Genomic DNA, 14,481 nt, shown 5'->3' on the forward strand with positions numbered 1-14,481 from the left:
GCTTCAGTGTCTCGGCATTGCCGTCGTTCGGCGCGGCTGGAACCCGCAGCAGGTGCGCCAGCAGCGGATAGACATCGACGTTGTCGAAGCCGTCGATCAGCAGCCCTTGACGGAACGACGGGCCGCTCGCCACGAACACCGCACGCATCGACGGCAGCGCCGGATCGTAGCCGTGCGAGCCGCCGTCGCGACGATCGCGCCTGGCGATCCAGTCCCGGGTCAGCGCGTCCCAGCCTTCATCCATCTGGCAGACGATGGCGGGTATGCGTGGATGCGTGCCGTAATGCCAGCGCGCAGGCAGGTTCTCCTTCTTCCAGCATTCGTAGTGGGCATGGCGGCCGAGCAGGGCACGTTCGGCCTCGGCTTCACGCCCCGCGACCGGCGCGAAGCCGACCGACTGGCCCTGGCTGACGTTGCGTGCGATGGCCGGGTCCACCATCGACTCGGTGGCGATCACCTGGCCGTCGCCCACCGCGGCCATGCCGTGATCGGAAACCACGATCACATTGGTGGTGGCTGCCAGGCCACGCTGCTGCAGTCCGTCGAGCACCTGGCCGACAACCTGGTCGGCCCGCACGATGGCTGCCGTGTACTGCTGCGACTGCGGCCCATGGTGATGCCCGGCCTTGTCGACGTGTTCCATGTACAGAGTGGCCAGGCGCGGCGCCTCGGCATCGCTGCGTGCCAGCCAGCCCAGTACGGTCTGCACACGTTGCTCGAACGGTTCCTTGTCGTTATACGCCAGCCACTGGCTGGGGCGCACGCCCTTGATCTCCGCTTCGCTGCCCGGCCAGGACCAGGTCGCGGAACGCACGCCGGCTTTCTCCGCGCTGACCCAGATCGGCTCGCCGCCCCACCAGTCGCTGCGGGTGACCGCCTCGCGGTTGCTCAGCGCGAAACTGCCCAGCGATGCGTCGTCCATCGCATTGTGGATGATGCCGTGATGGTCAGGGCGCAGACCGGTCACGATGGTGTAGTGGTTGGGGAAGGTCAGCGAGGGATAGGAGGGCGTCATCCAGCGTGCGCGCACGCCGCTGTCGATCATCCGCTGCAGGTTCGGAGTCAGCCCGCGGTCCAGCGCGTCGGCACGCAGGCCATCGATGGAGATCAGCAGCAGCTTCGGCGGTGCGGCCGTTGCCGCAGGCGTAGGGACGGTGGCGGTCGGGGCGGGTGCGGTGGTGCAGGCGGCCAACGGCAGCAGCAGCGCCAGCGCGCAGGTCAGGCGTACGGAAGTCATCCGCCCATCATAGTGCGAGGTAATGACGTGCCCAAGACACGGCGCGCCAGGACCGTCCGCGGTCAGATCCCTTTCCCACGGGAAAAGGGATCTGACCCCGATCTCCCATCAGGCGAACAGCGGTACCTGGCGTTGCTCAAGCCGCAGCAGTGCTGCCTTGGTCTCCAGTCCGCCGCCGAAACCGGTCAGCGCTCCGTTGCTGCCGATCACGCGATGGCAGGGCAGGATGATCGGCAGGGGATTGCGGCCGTTGGCGGCGCCGACCGCGCGCGTCGCGCTGGGCTGGCCCAGGTGCTGCGCCAACTGCAGGTAGCTCCAGGTCTGGCCGAACGGGATCAACGCCAGGGCGTGCCACACGCGCAGCTGGAACGGAGTGCCGCGCGGTGCCAGCAGAAGATCGAATGTGCTGCGTTCGCCGTGCAGATACTGCAGCAGCTGCTCGCGGGCCTCGGGCAACGCGCTGGGCGCATAGTGCCAGTCGCTGCGTCCGCGCGCGGGGTGGCGGTTTTCAGGAAACAGCACGTGGGCCAGGCCACGTTCGTCGCCGGCGATGGTGAGCTCGCCGATCGGGCTGTCAAAACGGTCGAACAACAACGTCATGTCGGTTCTCCAACGAACGTGCCGGACAGATGCCACAGATGCAGCACCGCATACGAGCGCCAGGGGCGCCAGTGCTGGGATCGCGCTTCGGTGGCGCGTTCGCTCAGGCGCTGCCCCTGGGCATGGCCGAGCACCTGCTGCAGCACCAGGTCACCTGCCGGAAACGCGTCGGGCTGGCCCAGGCCGCGCAGGGCGATGTACTGCGCCGTCCACGGGCCGATGCCGGGCAGTGCCACGCAGCGGGCGACGAATTCCTCCAGTGCCTGGCCGGGCCCGAAGTCGAGCTGGCCATTGACGCAGGCTGCGGCCAGTGCGCGCACGGTGGCGGCGCGGCTGCGTGGCAGACCGATCGATTCCAGAGGGGCGTCCGCCAGTACGGCGGGAGAGGGGAACTGGCGGTCGAACTCCGTCGGCATGCCCGGCAGGTGCGCGCCATGCGCGTCGACCAGACGGCGCGCGAAGGTGGTCGCCGCCGCGACGCTGACCTGCTGGCCGAGCACGGCACGCACCGCCACCTCGAAGCCATCCCAGCCGCCCGGCACGCGCAGGCCAGGGCGTTCGGCGATGCCGCGCGCCAGCAGCGGCTCTTCACCGAGCGCGGCATGCACCTGCTGCAGGTCGGCATCGAGATCGAATACCCGCCGCACGCGTCGCACGATGTCCGGTATCAGCCGCGGATCGACCGCACCCAACTGCAGGCGCAGTTCCGGCCGCTTCGGATCAGCCGTCACCCGCAGCAGGGTGGGTCGTTCAGGCGTGCCGAGCACGCGCTGGTAGCTGTCGTCGCCGATCAGTTCGATGCCCGGCAGGCTGCGCTTGCGCAGGAACGCCAGCATGCGCGGAAAATCCAGCGGAGGCCGGTAGCCCAGGCGCAGCACCAGGCCACCGTCATCGGCGGCCAGCGGGACGTGTTGGCGGCGCAGCGTGGTCGGTGCCATCCCGCAGCCCTGCAGGAAGGCGGTGTTGAAGCGGCGCAGGCTGTTGTAGCCCGCCGCGAGCGCAACGTCGGTGACCGGCAGGGTGGTTTCGGTCAGCAGCTGCTTGGCCAGCAGCAGGCGGTGGGTGGCGTGGATCTGGCCGGGCGTGGCGCCCAGGTGTTCCACGAACAGGCGCTGCAGCTGGCGTGCGCTGAGGCCGACCTTCGCAGCCAGGCCGGCAACCGGCTGCTCCTGCAGGAAGCCGCCGTGGATCAACGCCAGCGCCCGCTGCACGGCCTGGCCGGCCAGCGCCTGCTGTGCCTGCGGTGCCAGTTCGGGACGGCAGCGCAGGCAGGGCCGGTAACCGGCGGCAGTGGCTGCGGCCGCGCTCGGGAAATAGGTGATGTTGCGCGGCTTCGGCGGCGGCGCAGGGCAGACCGGCCGGCAGTAGATGCCGGTGCTGCGCACGGCGGTGAAGAACACGCCATCAAAGCGCGCGTCGCGGGCGAGGCGGGCACGGTCGCAGGCAGCGGTGTCGAGGACGAGGGCGGTGTTCATGCGCCCAGTCTAGGCCGCTCATGTCGCGGATACTCGCCGGATTCGGACATGGATGCAGCGGGTCGCGATCCGGGGTCAGAACCGGTTCAGTGCCACGTGCTGAATGCGCGCGCCGGGCAGGTAGACTGTGATCCTTGTTCCTGCGAAATCCGGTTGCCCGATGTCCGCCTTGATCCGCTGGTTGCCCCTTTTGTGCCTGGCCTTTGCGGGCTGCAGCCAGTTGGAGAATCCGGGCAACGTGACCGCGGCTGACAAGGCGGCACGGGCTCCGGCCAGTGATGGCGACAACATGGTGTCGATCAATGCCGCCGACGCCCCACCGCCGCCGTCCCCGCCGCGCAGCCGCGCGGATCGGCCGTGGCCGCAGGCGCAGCTGGAGAACGGCCGGGCCTGGGTCAGCTGCAGCACCGATTACGCGGCCGAAGGCGGCGACGGCGTGGAGCTGGAAGGGCTGCAGCGTGAGCAGATCAGCCAGGCGCTGCAGCCGTGTGCCGAACGGGGTCTGCTGCGGGTGCGCTACAACGGCAAGATCAATCCCGGGTTCGCCGAAATGATGTGGCGCCTGGCCGTGGTGGCCGACGCGCTGGAGATCCACAAGCGCATCCTCGATCTCGACTCCAGTGGTGGCCAGGTCGAATCGGCGATCATTGCCGGCGACAGCATCGGCGAATCGGGCTGGACCATCTGGGTGCGCGAAGGATCGATCTGCCACAGCGCCTGCGTGTTCGTACTCGCGGCCGGCGACAACCGCCTGCTGACCGGAAAGGTCGGCATCCACCGCATGATGCGCATCAGCTCCAAGGCGACCTCGCGCGCCGAGCTCAACCGCGAGCTGCACGAGGTCTACGACAACGTGAAGGATTATCTGCAGCGCAACGGTGTGGCGGTAGGCGTTGCTGATCTGATGATGACCGTGCCCAACCGCAGCCTGCGCCTGCTGACCCCCGAGGAACTGCGGCAGTTCGGCCTGGATGGCACCAATGCGGTGCAGGACGACCTGGAACGGATCAAGCAGATGCGCGCGTGTGGCGACGATTTCGTGCAGCGCAAGGACGCGTTCCTGATCGCCTTCGACCAGCAGTGCAAGCGCGACGGTGCGGACATGGAATCGATCAACAGCTGCGGCCAGTCGCTCAAGCAGCGGTTCGGTTTCCCCGATCCGGTCTGCCCCGAGGAGAGCCCGCTGTCGGAGATCGACGTGGCCACGCTGCCACCGTCTCCTCCGCCGCAGGTTCCGGTGGCGGAACAGCCGGCAGTGGAGACGGAGACCCAGGCCTCACAGGCCGATGCCGAAGCAACCCAGGGCAGCGTGCCGCTGCGCTGACAAACGCCTCACCCGGCTGGCGTAGACTGCGGTTCCTTCCGATGAACCGGTGGTGTCCATGAAGCGCGCGCTCCTGCTGCTGTCCCTGTTGCCGCTTGCTGCATTCGCCCAGGTGCCCGCGCCCGCCACGCCGGCTCCGGCGCCGGCGCGCCCGGCGCCGAGTGCGCCGGCCGCCGCGCCACCGGCGACAGCGGCACGGCCGCCCGCACCGGCCCTCAGCCCGGCACAGCAGGCGCAGGTGCAGAAGCAGGACGCGGAGATGGGGGCGGCCGCACTGAGGGCCGCGCAGATGGTCGACGCCAACCGCGCGGGCGAGTTGTGGGATGGCGCATCAGCCGTAGCGCGGCGCGCGGTGACCAAGCCGGCCTTCATCAGCCAGCTGACCGCCGACCGCACCCGTCTGGGGGCCTTGAGTGGTCGCGGCCAACCGTCCATTACCCGGGTGAAGTACGCGGCCGGCGCCGTCGTGCCCGAAGGCCTGTACATCAATGTCAGCTTCCCGACCCGCTTCGCCAACAGTGCGCAGCCCGTGCGCGAACTGGTCTCGTTCCGCTTCGATGAGGACCAGGTCTGGCGCCTGGCCGGTTACAGCCTGCGCGCACCCGGACCCTGAAGGAGAACAGCATGGCGGCCGAACTGACACTGCTGGCGTGGTCGACGCTGCTGGGGTTTGTCTACATCTTCGCCACCTCCACGGTGGTGACCCGCGAGCGGGGCATGAAGTGGAACGCGTCGGCACGCGACGAACAGGGCCGGCCACTCAGCCCGCTGGCAGGGCGGCTGCAACGGGCCCAGTCCAACTTCCTTGAGACGTTCCCGTTCTTCGCCGCCGCCGCGATCGCGGTGGTGGTGGCCGGTCGCAGCAGCGACACCACGGCACTGGCCGCGCAGGCGTACTTCTGGGCACGGGTGGTCTACCTGCCGCTGTACGCCGCAGGTGTGCCCTACGTGCGCAGCCTGGTGTGGCTGGTGTCGCTGCTGTCGATCCTGGCGCTGGTGTTCGCACTGCTGTGAGCCGGGCCTGATCCAGATCAAGGCCGGTCAGCTTTGCGGCGCTATGCTGGCTTCGACTGGATCGATGGCGGGAGCCGCGCATGCGCAGGATGGATGTGGTGGTGGTCGGCGCGGGGCCGGCAGGACTGTGCTTCGCACGCGCGCTGGCCGGCAGCGGGCTGCAGATTGGGCTGATCGAAGCGCAGCCACGCCAGGCGCTCGCCGAAGCGGCGTTCGACGGCCGCGAGATCGCGCTGACCCACGCGTCGCGGCAGAGCCTGGAGCAGCTGGGGCTGTGGGCACGGCTGCCGGAGGCCGAGATTTCCGAACTGCGCGATGCCAAGGTGATGAACGGCGGCTCGCCGTTCGCACTGACCTTCGCCAGCAGCCAGGTCGATGGTCAGCCGCTGGGTTGGCTGGTGCCCAACCATCTGATCCGCCGTGCGGCGTGGGACGCGGCGCAGCGCCAGGACGGCCTGGAGCTGTTCGACGGGCGCAAGGTGCAGGGCGTGCAGGCCGATGCGCAGGGCCATGTGGTCGCGCTGGATGACGGCAGCAGGCTGCATGCGCGGTTGCTGGTGGCCGCGGACAGCCGCTTCTCCGCAACCCGGCGCATGCTCGGAATCGGTGCGCAGATGCGCGACTTCGGCAAGTCGATGCTGGTGTGCCGCATGCACGTCGAACGCGACCATCACCACACCGCGTGGGAATGGTTCGGCTATGGTCGTACGATGGCGCTGCTGCCGCTCAATGAAGGCCAGGCATCTGCGGTGATCACGCTGCCCCCGCGTCGGATCGAGGATCTGCTGGCGATGGATGAGGTGGCCTTCGGTGAGGCCATCAGCGGCTTCTTCGAGCATCGGCTGGGGGGCATGCAGCCGGTCGCCACGCCGCAGGCCTATCCGTTGGTGGGTGTCTATGCACACCATTTCGCAGGCGAGCGCTCGGCGCTGATCGGCGATGCCGCGGTGGGCATGCACCCGGTCACCGCCCATGGCTTCAACCTGGGCCTGGCCAGTGCCCAGCGCCTGGCGCGGGGCATCGCCGGCCAGCAGCGCCGCGGCGCAGACATCGCTGCGGCCGGCATGCTGGCCAGCTACCAGCGTGGCCATCGGATGGCGGCGCGACCGCTGTACGAGGCGACCAATGCGATCGCCAGCCTGTACACCGATGATCGGCGCCCGGCGCGGCTGCTGCGTGCAGCGGGCCTGCGCGTCGCCCAGGGCGTGGCGCCGTTCAGGCAGCTGATCGCCTCGCACCTGACCCAGCGCGTGGCCTGAACAGGGTCAGATCAGCCGGCCGCCAGCACCCGGATCTGGCTGTCGGCGAATTCGACCACCTGGCCTGCGCGGATCTTGCAGGCCTTGCGCAGTTCAACTTCGCCGTCGACCCGTACCTGGCCCTCGCTGATGACCATCTTGGCCTCGCCGCCACTGGTGACCAGGTCGGCCAGCTTGAGCAGCTGCTTGAGTTCGACGTAGTCACCGTCGAGGTCGAATTCGAGAATCTGCATGGAGCGGGGGTTCCTGGGAAGGGGCGCAGGCCAGCGGCCGGGCCGGGAAGAGGGCGCGTATTGTGCGCCAGCACGGGGCCTGACGGCACGCGAAGGGAAAAACTGTACGCCTCGTTCAGGATCAATGCGGTATCATTCCGCTCTGAGCGAGTGAAATCTCCTCCGACCGAGCAGCGCCAGGGCACGCGATAAGAAGGGCGCCCAAAGCGCGGACCATCACCTTTTTTATCGCACTGCCAGGAAGACGGCAGTGCCTTCGGAGTTCCCCATGTCCCAAGATTCCCAAGCGCCGCTGCAGTTCGCGCAGCTCGGCCTGTCCGAGCCCGTGATGCAGGCGGTCACCGCCATCGGCTACGAAACCCCGTCGCCGATCCAGGCCGCCACCATCCCGGCGATGCTGGAAGGTCGCGACGTGCTGGGCCAGGCGCAGACCGGTACCGGCAAGACCGCCGCTTTCGCACTGCCCGTACTGTCCAACATCGACCTGCAGCAGATCAAGCCCCAGGCGCTGGTCCTTGCGCCGACCCGCGAACTGGCCATCCAGGTCGCCGAAGCGTTCCAGTCCTATTCGTCGAAGATCCCGGGCTTCCGCGTGCTGCCGGTGTACGGCGGCCAGCCGTATGGCCAGCAGCTGTCGGCCCTGCGCCGCGGCGTGCACATCGTGGTCGGTACCCCCGGCCGCGTGATCGACCATCTGGACCGCAGCACCCTGGACCTGTCCGAGCTGAAGACCCTGGTGCTGGACGAAGCCGATGAAATGCTGCGCATGGGCTTCATCGACGACGTCGAAGCCGTGCTGAAGAAGCTGCCGGAGCAGCGCCAGGTGGCCCTGTTCTCGGCCACCATGCCGCCGCAGATCCGCCGCATCGCGCAGACCTACCTGCAGGACCCGGTCGAGGTCACCATCGCGGCCAAGACCACCACCTCGGCCAACATCCGCCAGCGCTACTGGTGGGTGAGCGGCATGCACAAGCTGGACGCGCTGACCCGCATCCTGGAAGTCGAGCCGTTCGACGCGATGATCATCTTCGCGCGTACCAAGGCCGGTACCGAAGAACTGGCCAGCAAGCTGCAGGCCCGGGGCCTGGCCGCTGCCGCCATCAATGGCGACATGCAGCAGGCCCAGCGTGAGCGCACCATCGCCATGCTGAAGGAAGGCAAGCTGGACATCCTGGTGGCCACCGACGTTGCCGCCCGCGGCCTGGACGTCGAGCGCATCAGCCACGTGCTGAACTACGACATTCCGTACGACACCGAAAGCTACGTGCACCGCATCGGCCGTACCGGTCGTGCCGGCCGCAGCGGCGAGGCGATCCTGTTCGCGACCCCGCGCGAGAAGGGCATGCTGCGCCAGATCGAGCGCGCCACCCGCCAGCCGATCGAAGAGATGCAGCTGCCGAGCGTGGAAGCGGTCAACGATACCCGCATCAACAAGTTCACCTCGCGCATCAGCGAAACGCTCGGCGCCGGCGGCCTGGACTTCTACCGCCAGCTGCTGGAGCGCTTCGAGAACGAGCAGAACGTGCCGGCCATCGAAATTGCTGCCGCGCTGGCGAAGATGCTGCAGGGCGACACCCCGTTCCTGCTGCAGCCGCCGGTGCGTGCCCCACGGGAAGAGCGTGCGCCGCGCGAGCGCTTCGACCGGGGCGACCGTCCGGAGCGTGGTGATCGCTTCGACCGCAACGAACGTGGCCCGCGCTTCGAGCGTGGTCCCCGCCGTGACGACGCCGAAGGGGGTTTCGAGCAGCGTCCGCGCCGTGAAGTTCCGCCGCGCGGTGCGCCGGAGCAGGGCATGGAGACCTACCGCATCTCGGTCGGTCACCAGCATGGCGTGAAGCCGGCGAACATCGTCGGCGCCATCGCCAACGAAGCCGGCCTGGAAAGCCGTTACATTGGCCGCATCGACATCCACGACGACTTCTCGCTGCTGGACCTGCCGGCGCAGATGCCGCAGGACGTGCTGACCCACCTGCAGAAGGTGTGGGTGTCCGGCCAGCAGCTGCAGATGCGTCCGCTGGCTGCCGGTGAAGAGATCAATCCGGCACCGCGTCCGTTCAAGCCGCGCTTCGACAAGCGGGGTCCGGGTGGCCCGGGTGGCCCGCGTCGTGGCGGCCCAGGTGGCCCGGGTGGTCCGGGTGGCGACCGTGACGGCCGTCCGCCGCGTCGTGATGGCTTCAAGCCGCGCGGCCCGCGCAGCTACTGAGCCAGACCTGCCGTGATCGACAACGCCAGCCCCCGGGCTGGCGTTGCTCGTTTGTGGACCCCGGTTTCGCACCGCCCACACATTCAGGGTCATAGGCTGGGCCGGTTCGAAGGGAGGTTGTCACCGCAGCACATTCGGGGGGATCCGGGATGGGTAGGAGTGGCACGGACATTCACAGCCGCCGGGTACCCATGTCCCGTGGGCTGGGGCTGAGGTTTGCGCTGTTGACGGGCATGGCGATCGGGCTGGTCGCATTGTCGGCGCTGATCCAGGAACTGCAGGCGGCTTCGACGGCGTGGATCGCCGGCCAGGGCTACTGGTCGCGTGGCCAGCAGGACGCCACGGCCGCTCTCAGCCGCTACCTGGCGCGGGGGGATGCCCGCGATCTGGAAGACGCCCGCCAGGCCCTGCGCGTGCCGATGGGGGACCTGCAGGGACGCCTGGCGCTGGAGCAGCCGAGACCGGATATCGAGCGTGCCCGACAGGGCTTCCTGCAGGGCGGCAACGCGCGTGCCGATGTGCCGCGGCTGATCTTTTCATTCCGTCACGCCCGTGACCTCGGCGCCTTCCGTGAAGCGACCGCCCTCTGGCGGGCGACCGACGGCGACCTGATGGCCGTGCACCGGCTGGTCGATGAACTGCAGCATCGTCATGCCGACGGTCCACTGCCGGTCGCCGCGCGCGACCGGTACCTGCAGCAGCTCCGTGATCTCGACCGGCGGCTGCAGGTGCAGGCGCAGGCGTTTTCGCAGGCGCTGCTGCGGATGGCTGCCGCTGTAAGGATGGCGACCCTGGTTGTCGGCGGCCTGTCGGTGCTGGCGATCAGCCTGATGGCCGTCGCCCTGGCGCGACGGGTCGGCAAGGATCTGACGGAGCATGAAAGCCGCTTCCGCGCAGCCTTCTACCAGGCCAATGTCGGCATGCTGAAGCTTGATGCCGGCGGCCGGGTGCTGGAAGCCAACCAGGCGATGGCGGACATCCTCGACCATCGCCGTGACGCGCTGTTGCAGATGTCGCTGGGTGACCTGCTGATGGAAGGAGAGCTGGTCATCGACGGTGTTGGCCGGATCGACTGGGAGCGGCAGCTGCGGCCGAGCGAGCTGCGCTTCCGCCGTCGCGACGGCAGCCTGGTATGGGGGCGCTGGAGCGGTACCGGCGTGCGCAACACCGGTGGCGGGCTGTCGGTGTTCGCGATTGTCGAGGATGTCAGCCAGAACCATGCGCTGGCCCGCGAGATCGAACACCACGCCAGCCACGATCCGCTGACGGGCCTTATCAACCGGCGCGAGATCGAGCGCCTGCTCGAGCGTGCACTGCTGCAGGTGCGCAGCGAGGGGGGCACGCATGCGTTGTGCTACATCAACCTGGACCATTTCAAGCTGGTCAATGACAGCTTCGGCCATGCCGCTGGCGACCAGATGCTGCGCGGTTTCGCCGACTATCTGGTCGCCGCCGTGCGCGAGGGCGACTGGGTTGGCCGGTTGGGCGCCGACGAATTCGCGGTGTTCCTCGCCCATGCGGGCCAGGATGAGGCCAAGCGCGTGCTGCAGCGGGTGATCCGCAATCTTGGCCAGGCCACGTTCCCGATCAGCGAAGGCAGCCTGCAGCTGAGTTGCAGCATCGGCGTGGTCGAGGTCAGCCAGGAGGCACCCGATGTCAACTGGCTGATGAGCGCAGCCGACAGTGCCTGTTACGCAGCCAAGCAGGCCGGTCGCAACCGCGTGCACTGTTTCAACGAGGACCGCATGGCGCTGGACGAACGGCGGCTGGAGGCCGAGCGCCTGCAGGGCGTGAGCCGGGCGATGGCCGAGAACCGCATGCTGCTGTACGCGCAGCGCATCGCCCGGGTGGGTGACCCGGGCTATCTGCACTACGAGGTGCTGGTACGCATGCGCGACAGCGACGGTACGCTGCATCTGCCCGGCCAGTTCATGCCGGCGGTGGAGCGCTACGGCATGGCGGTGACACTGGACCGGCATGTGCTCGGCCTGCTGTTCCGGCACCTGCAGGTGTGCCCGGCGCATGTGCGCCAGCTCGGCCTGTGCAACGTCAACGTGTCTGCACAGTCGATCGCCGAACCCAGCTTCCTGGCTTTCGTCTGCGATCTGCTGGAGCGCAACCGCGTACTGGCGTCCAAGCTCTGCTTCGAGATCACCGAGACGGCCGCGATCAGCAATCTGAGCCAGGCGCGGGCGTTCATCGATGCGGTGAAGGCGCGTGGCTGCCGGCTGGCGCTGGACGATTTCGGCTCGGGTCTGTCCTCGTTCGGGTACCTGCGCCAGCTGCCGGCCGACATGCTGAAGATCGACGGCGCATTCGTGCGCGACATGGATGTCGATCCGGTCAGCCATGCGACCGTGCGCGCGATCACCGAACTGGGCCGCGAACTGCAGATGGAGGTCGTGGCCGAGTGGGTGGAGAGCAGCGAGGTGGCGGGGGCGCTGACCCGGCTGGGCGTGCAGGGGCTGCAGGGCTATGCGATCGAGCGGCCGCAGCCGCTGGAGCGGATGACCCTGACCGACCTGAGGCCGGTCAGGCTGAAGGCGGTGAAGGGCCCGCCGGCCGCAGGCTGAACGCTGGTCCGCGACGATTGTCTACACCTGCATGCCACGGACGGCTGCGATAATGCACGCCAGGGGCGACGCGCAGTGGGCGCGGGCGTAAGCAGAACAGGATGTGGCGTGGTCGTCAGGCAGTGGCAGTACGGAACTGGGGTGGTGCTGGTCGTGCTGCTGGTGTGGTTGGCAATGCCGTGGCCTGCGCAGGCCGGTGCGGCGATGCACGGTCGCGACTACCTGCTGGTGGGCGTTGCCACCGCCGAGCCTACGCCCCATCGCGCCTGTACTGCGCAGATGCTGGCCGGGCCACGCCAGCAGGTGCGGGTGCCGGCGCCGCCGGCGGGCTGGTCGGGCGAACCCCAGGCGCTGGATGTGTTCAATGTGTTCGCGGGCGAGGTCCAGGTACGGCACGGCGACCGCGAGATCTGCGGGGACATGCATGACGCGCGTACCCGCGACTCGCGTTTCCGTGCCGGCGTGGGCCTGGTTGCCGTGCCGCCGGCCGGCAGTCACGAGCCATTCCTGGTCTCGTGGCAGACGCCGCTGAAGGATCGTTGGGTACCGACGCTGCGGCTCGGCGCACCCAGCCCGGTGCAGCAGAACGACACTGCGCGGCTGCTGGTCCGCGCGGCCTGCATCGCGGTGGCGCTGGCCTTGGCGCTGTCGGCGCTGATGGCCTATCTGACCACCCGTGATCGCAGCTTCCTGGTGTACATCGCGGGTACCGGCGTGCTGGTGCTGTGGCAGGCCATCCTCGGGGGCCTCAGCGGCTATCCGGAGCCGTGGCTGCCGGTCGGCACGCGTGGCGCCTGGTGGCTGCTGGCGCTGACGGCAGCAAGCCAGGCACTGGTGCTGCCGGCCCTGTGGTGGCTGAACGGTGGCGACCGGTTGTGGCCGAAGTCACGCCTGCTCCAGCAGATGGTCCTGTGCGCCCTGCTGGGCGTAGCCGCGCTGGTGCCGTGGCTGCGCTGGGATCAGCTCGGATGGGTCGCGCAGGGGCTGCAGGTGACCTACCTGGCCGGCTGCGGCGTCTCCCTGCTGATGGGGATAGGGGCGCGGTGGCGTGGCGACCGCTGGGCACTGGCTGGATTGGCGGCGCTGGCGCCGATGCTGGTGCTGATCGGCGCCGACGCCTGCGCTGCGGAGTGGCTGCTGGAGTACCGGGTGGAGGCGCTGCAGCTGGCGATCACCTGGCTGCTGATGATGGCGGCCTACGCCCTGAACCTGCGGCTGGGACGCCTGCGCCAGCAGCGTGACGAGATGCGCCAGCTGGCCGAGACCGACGGCCTGACCGGGCTGCCCAACCGCCGCGCCGGTCTGCGGCAGCTCGGCCATCATCTGGAACGGGGGGATCGTGAGCGTGGCCCGATGGTGATCGGCTTCCTCGACATTGATCTGTTCAAGGACATCAACGACCGCCACGGGCATGAGGTGGGTGACCAGGTACTGGTCGCCGTGGCCCGTGCGCTGCGGGCCGCCGTGCGCAGCCAGGACCAGGTGGTGCGGATGGGCGGCGAGGAGTTCCTGCTGCTGATGCCGGGCATGCCGCGCGAGGCGGCGGCGGCGCGGCTGGATCGCCTGCGCCAGCGCATCACCGAGGCCTGCCAGGCCCTGCAGGTGCCGGGGCTGGAGGTGACCGCCAGCATCGGCCTGGCCCAGTGGCGGCCGGGCGAGGACGACCTGGCCGCGCTGCTGCGGCGGGCCGACCATGCCATGTACGTGGCCAAGCGCGCGGGCCGCAACCGGGTGTTCGACGGCGAAGAACTGGATCCACCCGCACCGGCATGAACCTGACAGGGCGGCGATGCCGGATAATAGGGCGATGACCACCCGACTCAACAAACATATCGCCGATACCGGCTTCTGCTCCCGTCGCGAGGCCGACCGCCTGATCGCCGCCCGCCGGGTCACCGTCAACGGCCATCCGGCCGGCACCGGTGCCGTGGTCGGCGAGGGCGACCAGGTGCTGGTCGACGGCCAGCCGCTGCGTGCCCGTACCGCACGCAAGCCGGGGGCGCGCCGCCACGTCTACATCGCGCTGAACAAGCCGGTCGGCGTCACCTGCACCACCGAAAGCTCGGTGAAGGGCAACATCGTCGACTTCGTCGGCCACGAGCAGCGCATCTTCCCGATCGGCCGCCTGGACAAGGAGTCGGAAGGACTGATCCTGATGACCAGCAATGGCGACATCGTCAACCAGATCCTGCGTGCCGAGAATGGCCACCAGAAGGAGTATCTGGTGGCGGTGAACAAGCCGGTCACCGACGAGTTCCTGCGCGGCATGGCCCGTGGTGTGCGCATCCACAATCAGATGACCCTGCCTTGCCGCACCTCGCGCATCGCCAAATTCGGGTTCCGCATCACCCTGGAGCAGGGCCTGAACCGGCAGATCCGCCTGATGGCGGCGGAGTTCGGTTACCGCGTCACCCAGCTGCGCCGCGTCCGCATCGACAACATCAAGATCGGTGCGCTGAAGCCGGGCCAGTGGCGCAACCTGACCGAGCAGGAACTGCACGGCCTGCTGCCGCAGCAGCAGGACTGGTGAACGACAGCGGTCGGACGTCGGCCCGGCCGCGCA

At 68.8% G+C, this 14,481-nt stretch carries 12 protein-coding genes; 8 read left to right on the plus strand and 4 right to left on the minus strand.

Annotated features, from left to right (window positions below):
* The 3 genes from AC06FB_RS15065 to AC06FB_RS15075 all read right to left on the minus strand — a co-directional run.
* A partial coding sequence (locus tag AC06FB_RS15065; protein ID WP_478053845.1) for an alkaline phosphatase family protein occupies positions 1–1,237 on the minus strand: 1,237 nt, incomplete at its 3' end.
* A gap of 108 nt (positions 1,238–1,345) precedes the next feature.
* On the minus strand, positions 1,346–1,837 hold the full coding sequence (locus AC06FB_RS15070) for a methylated-DNA--[protein]-cysteine S-methyltransferase (protein ID WP_478053846.1): 492 nt from the start codon (positions 1,835–1,837) through the stop codon (positions 1,346–1,348).
* Entirely contained in the window at positions 1,834–3,312 is a 1,479-nt protein-coding gene (locus AC06FB_RS15075) for a DNA-3-methyladenine glycosylase 2 family protein (protein WP_478053847.1), read from the minus strand. Before AC06FB_RS15075 ends, AC06FB_RS15070 begins: the two co-directional genes overlap by 4 nt.
* Before the next feature lie 160 nt (positions 3,313–3,472).
* Between AC06FB_RS15075 and AC06FB_RS15080 the strand changes: the two genes are divergently transcribed.
* The 4 genes from AC06FB_RS15080 (at position 3,473) to ubiM (ending at position 6,909) form a co-directional block, all read left to right on the plus strand.
* Positions 3,473–4,636, plus strand: a complete 1,164-nt coding sequence (locus AC06FB_RS15080) for a COG3904 family protein (RefSeq protein WP_111185819.1) — start codon at positions 3,473–3,475, stop codon at positions 4,634–4,636.
* A 58-nt stretch (positions 4,637–4,694) separates the two neighbouring features.
* Positions 4,695–5,249 carry a DUF4019 domain-containing protein gene (locus AC06FB_RS15085; protein WP_065174673.1) on the plus strand — a complete coding sequence of 185 codons (555 nt, stop codon included), beginning with the start codon at positions 4,695–4,697 and terminating at the stop codon, positions 5,247–5,249.
* 11 nt (positions 5,250–5,260) lie between these two features.
* Entirely contained in the window at positions 5,261–5,650 is a 390-nt protein-coding gene (locus AC06FB_RS15090) for an MAPEG family protein (RefSeq protein WP_263177850.1), read from the plus strand.
* 80 nt (positions 5,651–5,730) lie between these two features.
* Positions 5,731–6,909 carry a 5-demethoxyubiquinol-8 5-hydroxylase UbiM gene (gene ubiM, locus AC06FB_RS15095; protein ID WP_478053848.1) on the plus strand — a complete coding sequence of 393 codons (1,179 nt, stop codon included), beginning with the start codon at positions 5,731–5,733 and terminating at the stop codon, positions 6,907–6,909.
* Between the two features lie 11 nt (positions 6,910–6,920).
* On the opposite strand, the gene AC06FB_RS15100 is transcribed toward ubiM, so the two are convergent.
* Complete coding sequence (locus AC06FB_RS15100) at positions 6,921–7,142, minus strand: RNA-binding S4 domain-containing protein (protein ID WP_014036469.1); 222 nt, start codon at positions 7,140–7,142, stop codon at positions 6,921–6,923.
* Positions 7,143–7,410: 268 nt separating this feature from the next.
* Between AC06FB_RS15100 and AC06FB_RS15105 the strand changes: the two genes are divergently transcribed.
* The 4 genes from AC06FB_RS15105 to AC06FB_RS15120 all read left to right on the plus strand — a co-directional run bounded on the left by AC06FB_RS15105 (position 7,411) and on the right by AC06FB_RS15120 (position 14,448).
* Positions 7,411–9,345 carry a DEAD/DEAH box helicase gene (locus tag AC06FB_RS15105; protein WP_111185813.1) on the plus strand — a complete coding sequence of 645 codons (1,935 nt, stop codon included), beginning with the start codon at positions 7,411–7,413 and terminating at the stop codon, positions 9,343–9,345.
* Between the two features lie 149 nt (positions 9,346–9,494).
* Positions 9,495–11,918 carry a putative bifunctional diguanylate cyclase/phosphodiesterase gene (locus AC06FB_RS15110; RefSeq protein ID WP_065174677.1) on the plus strand — a complete coding sequence of 808 codons (2,424 nt, stop codon included), beginning with the start codon at positions 9,495–9,497 and terminating at the stop codon, positions 11,916–11,918.
* A 174-nt stretch (positions 11,919–12,092) separates the two neighbouring features.
* The gene (locus AC06FB_RS15115) at positions 12,093–13,691 is read left to right on the plus strand and encodes a sensor domain-containing diguanylate cyclase (protein ID WP_478053862.1); all 1,599 of its coding nucleotides are present in this window, start codon (positions 12,093–12,095) and stop codon (positions 13,689–13,691) included.
* A gap of 34 nt (positions 13,692–13,725) precedes the next feature.
* Positions 13,726–14,448, plus strand: coding sequence for a pseudouridine synthase (locus AC06FB_RS15120; RefSeq protein ID WP_053518769.1), 723 nt, complete (start codon positions 13,726–13,728; stop codon positions 14,446–14,448).
* The last annotated feature ends 33 nt before the right edge of the window (positions 14,449–14,481 follow it).

The organism is Stenotrophomonas sp. Steno-C15 (genome assembly GCF_056393265.1).

Bases quoted from the DNA above. Each gene is read 5' to 3' on its own strand.
- AC06FB_RS15070 (WP_478053846.1), bottom strand. From the start codon at position 1,837: ATGACGTTGTTGTTCGACCGTTTTGACAGCCCGATCGGCGAGCTCACC.
- AC06FB_RS15075 (WP_478053847.1), bottom strand. From the start codon at position 3,312: ATGAACACCGCCCTCGTCCTCGACACCGCTGCCTGCGACCGTGCCCGC.
- AC06FB_RS15080 (WP_111185819.1), top strand. From the start codon at position 3,473: ATGTCCGCCTTGATCCGCTGGTTGCCCCTTTTGTGCCTGGCCTTTGCG.
- AC06FB_RS15085 (WP_065174673.1), top strand. From the start codon at position 4,695: ATGAAGCGCGCGCTCCTGCTGCTGTCCCTGTTGCCGCTTGCTGCATTC.
- AC06FB_RS15090 (WP_263177850.1), top strand. From the start codon at position 5,261: ATGGCGGCCGAACTGACACTGCTGGCGTGGTCGACGCTGCTGGGGTTT.
- ubiM (WP_478053848.1), top strand. From the start codon at position 5,731: ATGCGCAGGATGGATGTGGTGGTGGTCGGCGCGGGGCCGGCAGGACTG.
- AC06FB_RS15100 (WP_014036469.1), bottom strand. From the start codon at position 7,142: ATGCAGATTCTCGAATTCGACCTCGACGGTGACTACGTCGAACTCAAG.
- AC06FB_RS15105 (WP_111185813.1), top strand. From the start codon at position 7,411: ATGTCCCAAGATTCCCAAGCGCCGCTGCAGTTCGCGCAGCTCGGCCTG.
- AC06FB_RS15110 (WP_065174677.1), top strand. From the start codon at position 9,495: ATGGGTAGGAGTGGCACGGACATTCACAGCCGCCGGGTACCCATGTCC.
- AC06FB_RS15115 (WP_478053862.1), top strand. From the start codon at position 12,093: ATGCCGTGGCCTGCGCAGGCCGGTGCGGCGATGCACGGTCGCGACTAC.
- AC06FB_RS15120 (WP_053518769.1), top strand. From the start codon at position 13,726: ATGACCACCCGACTCAACAAACATATCGCCGATACCGGCTTCTGCTCC.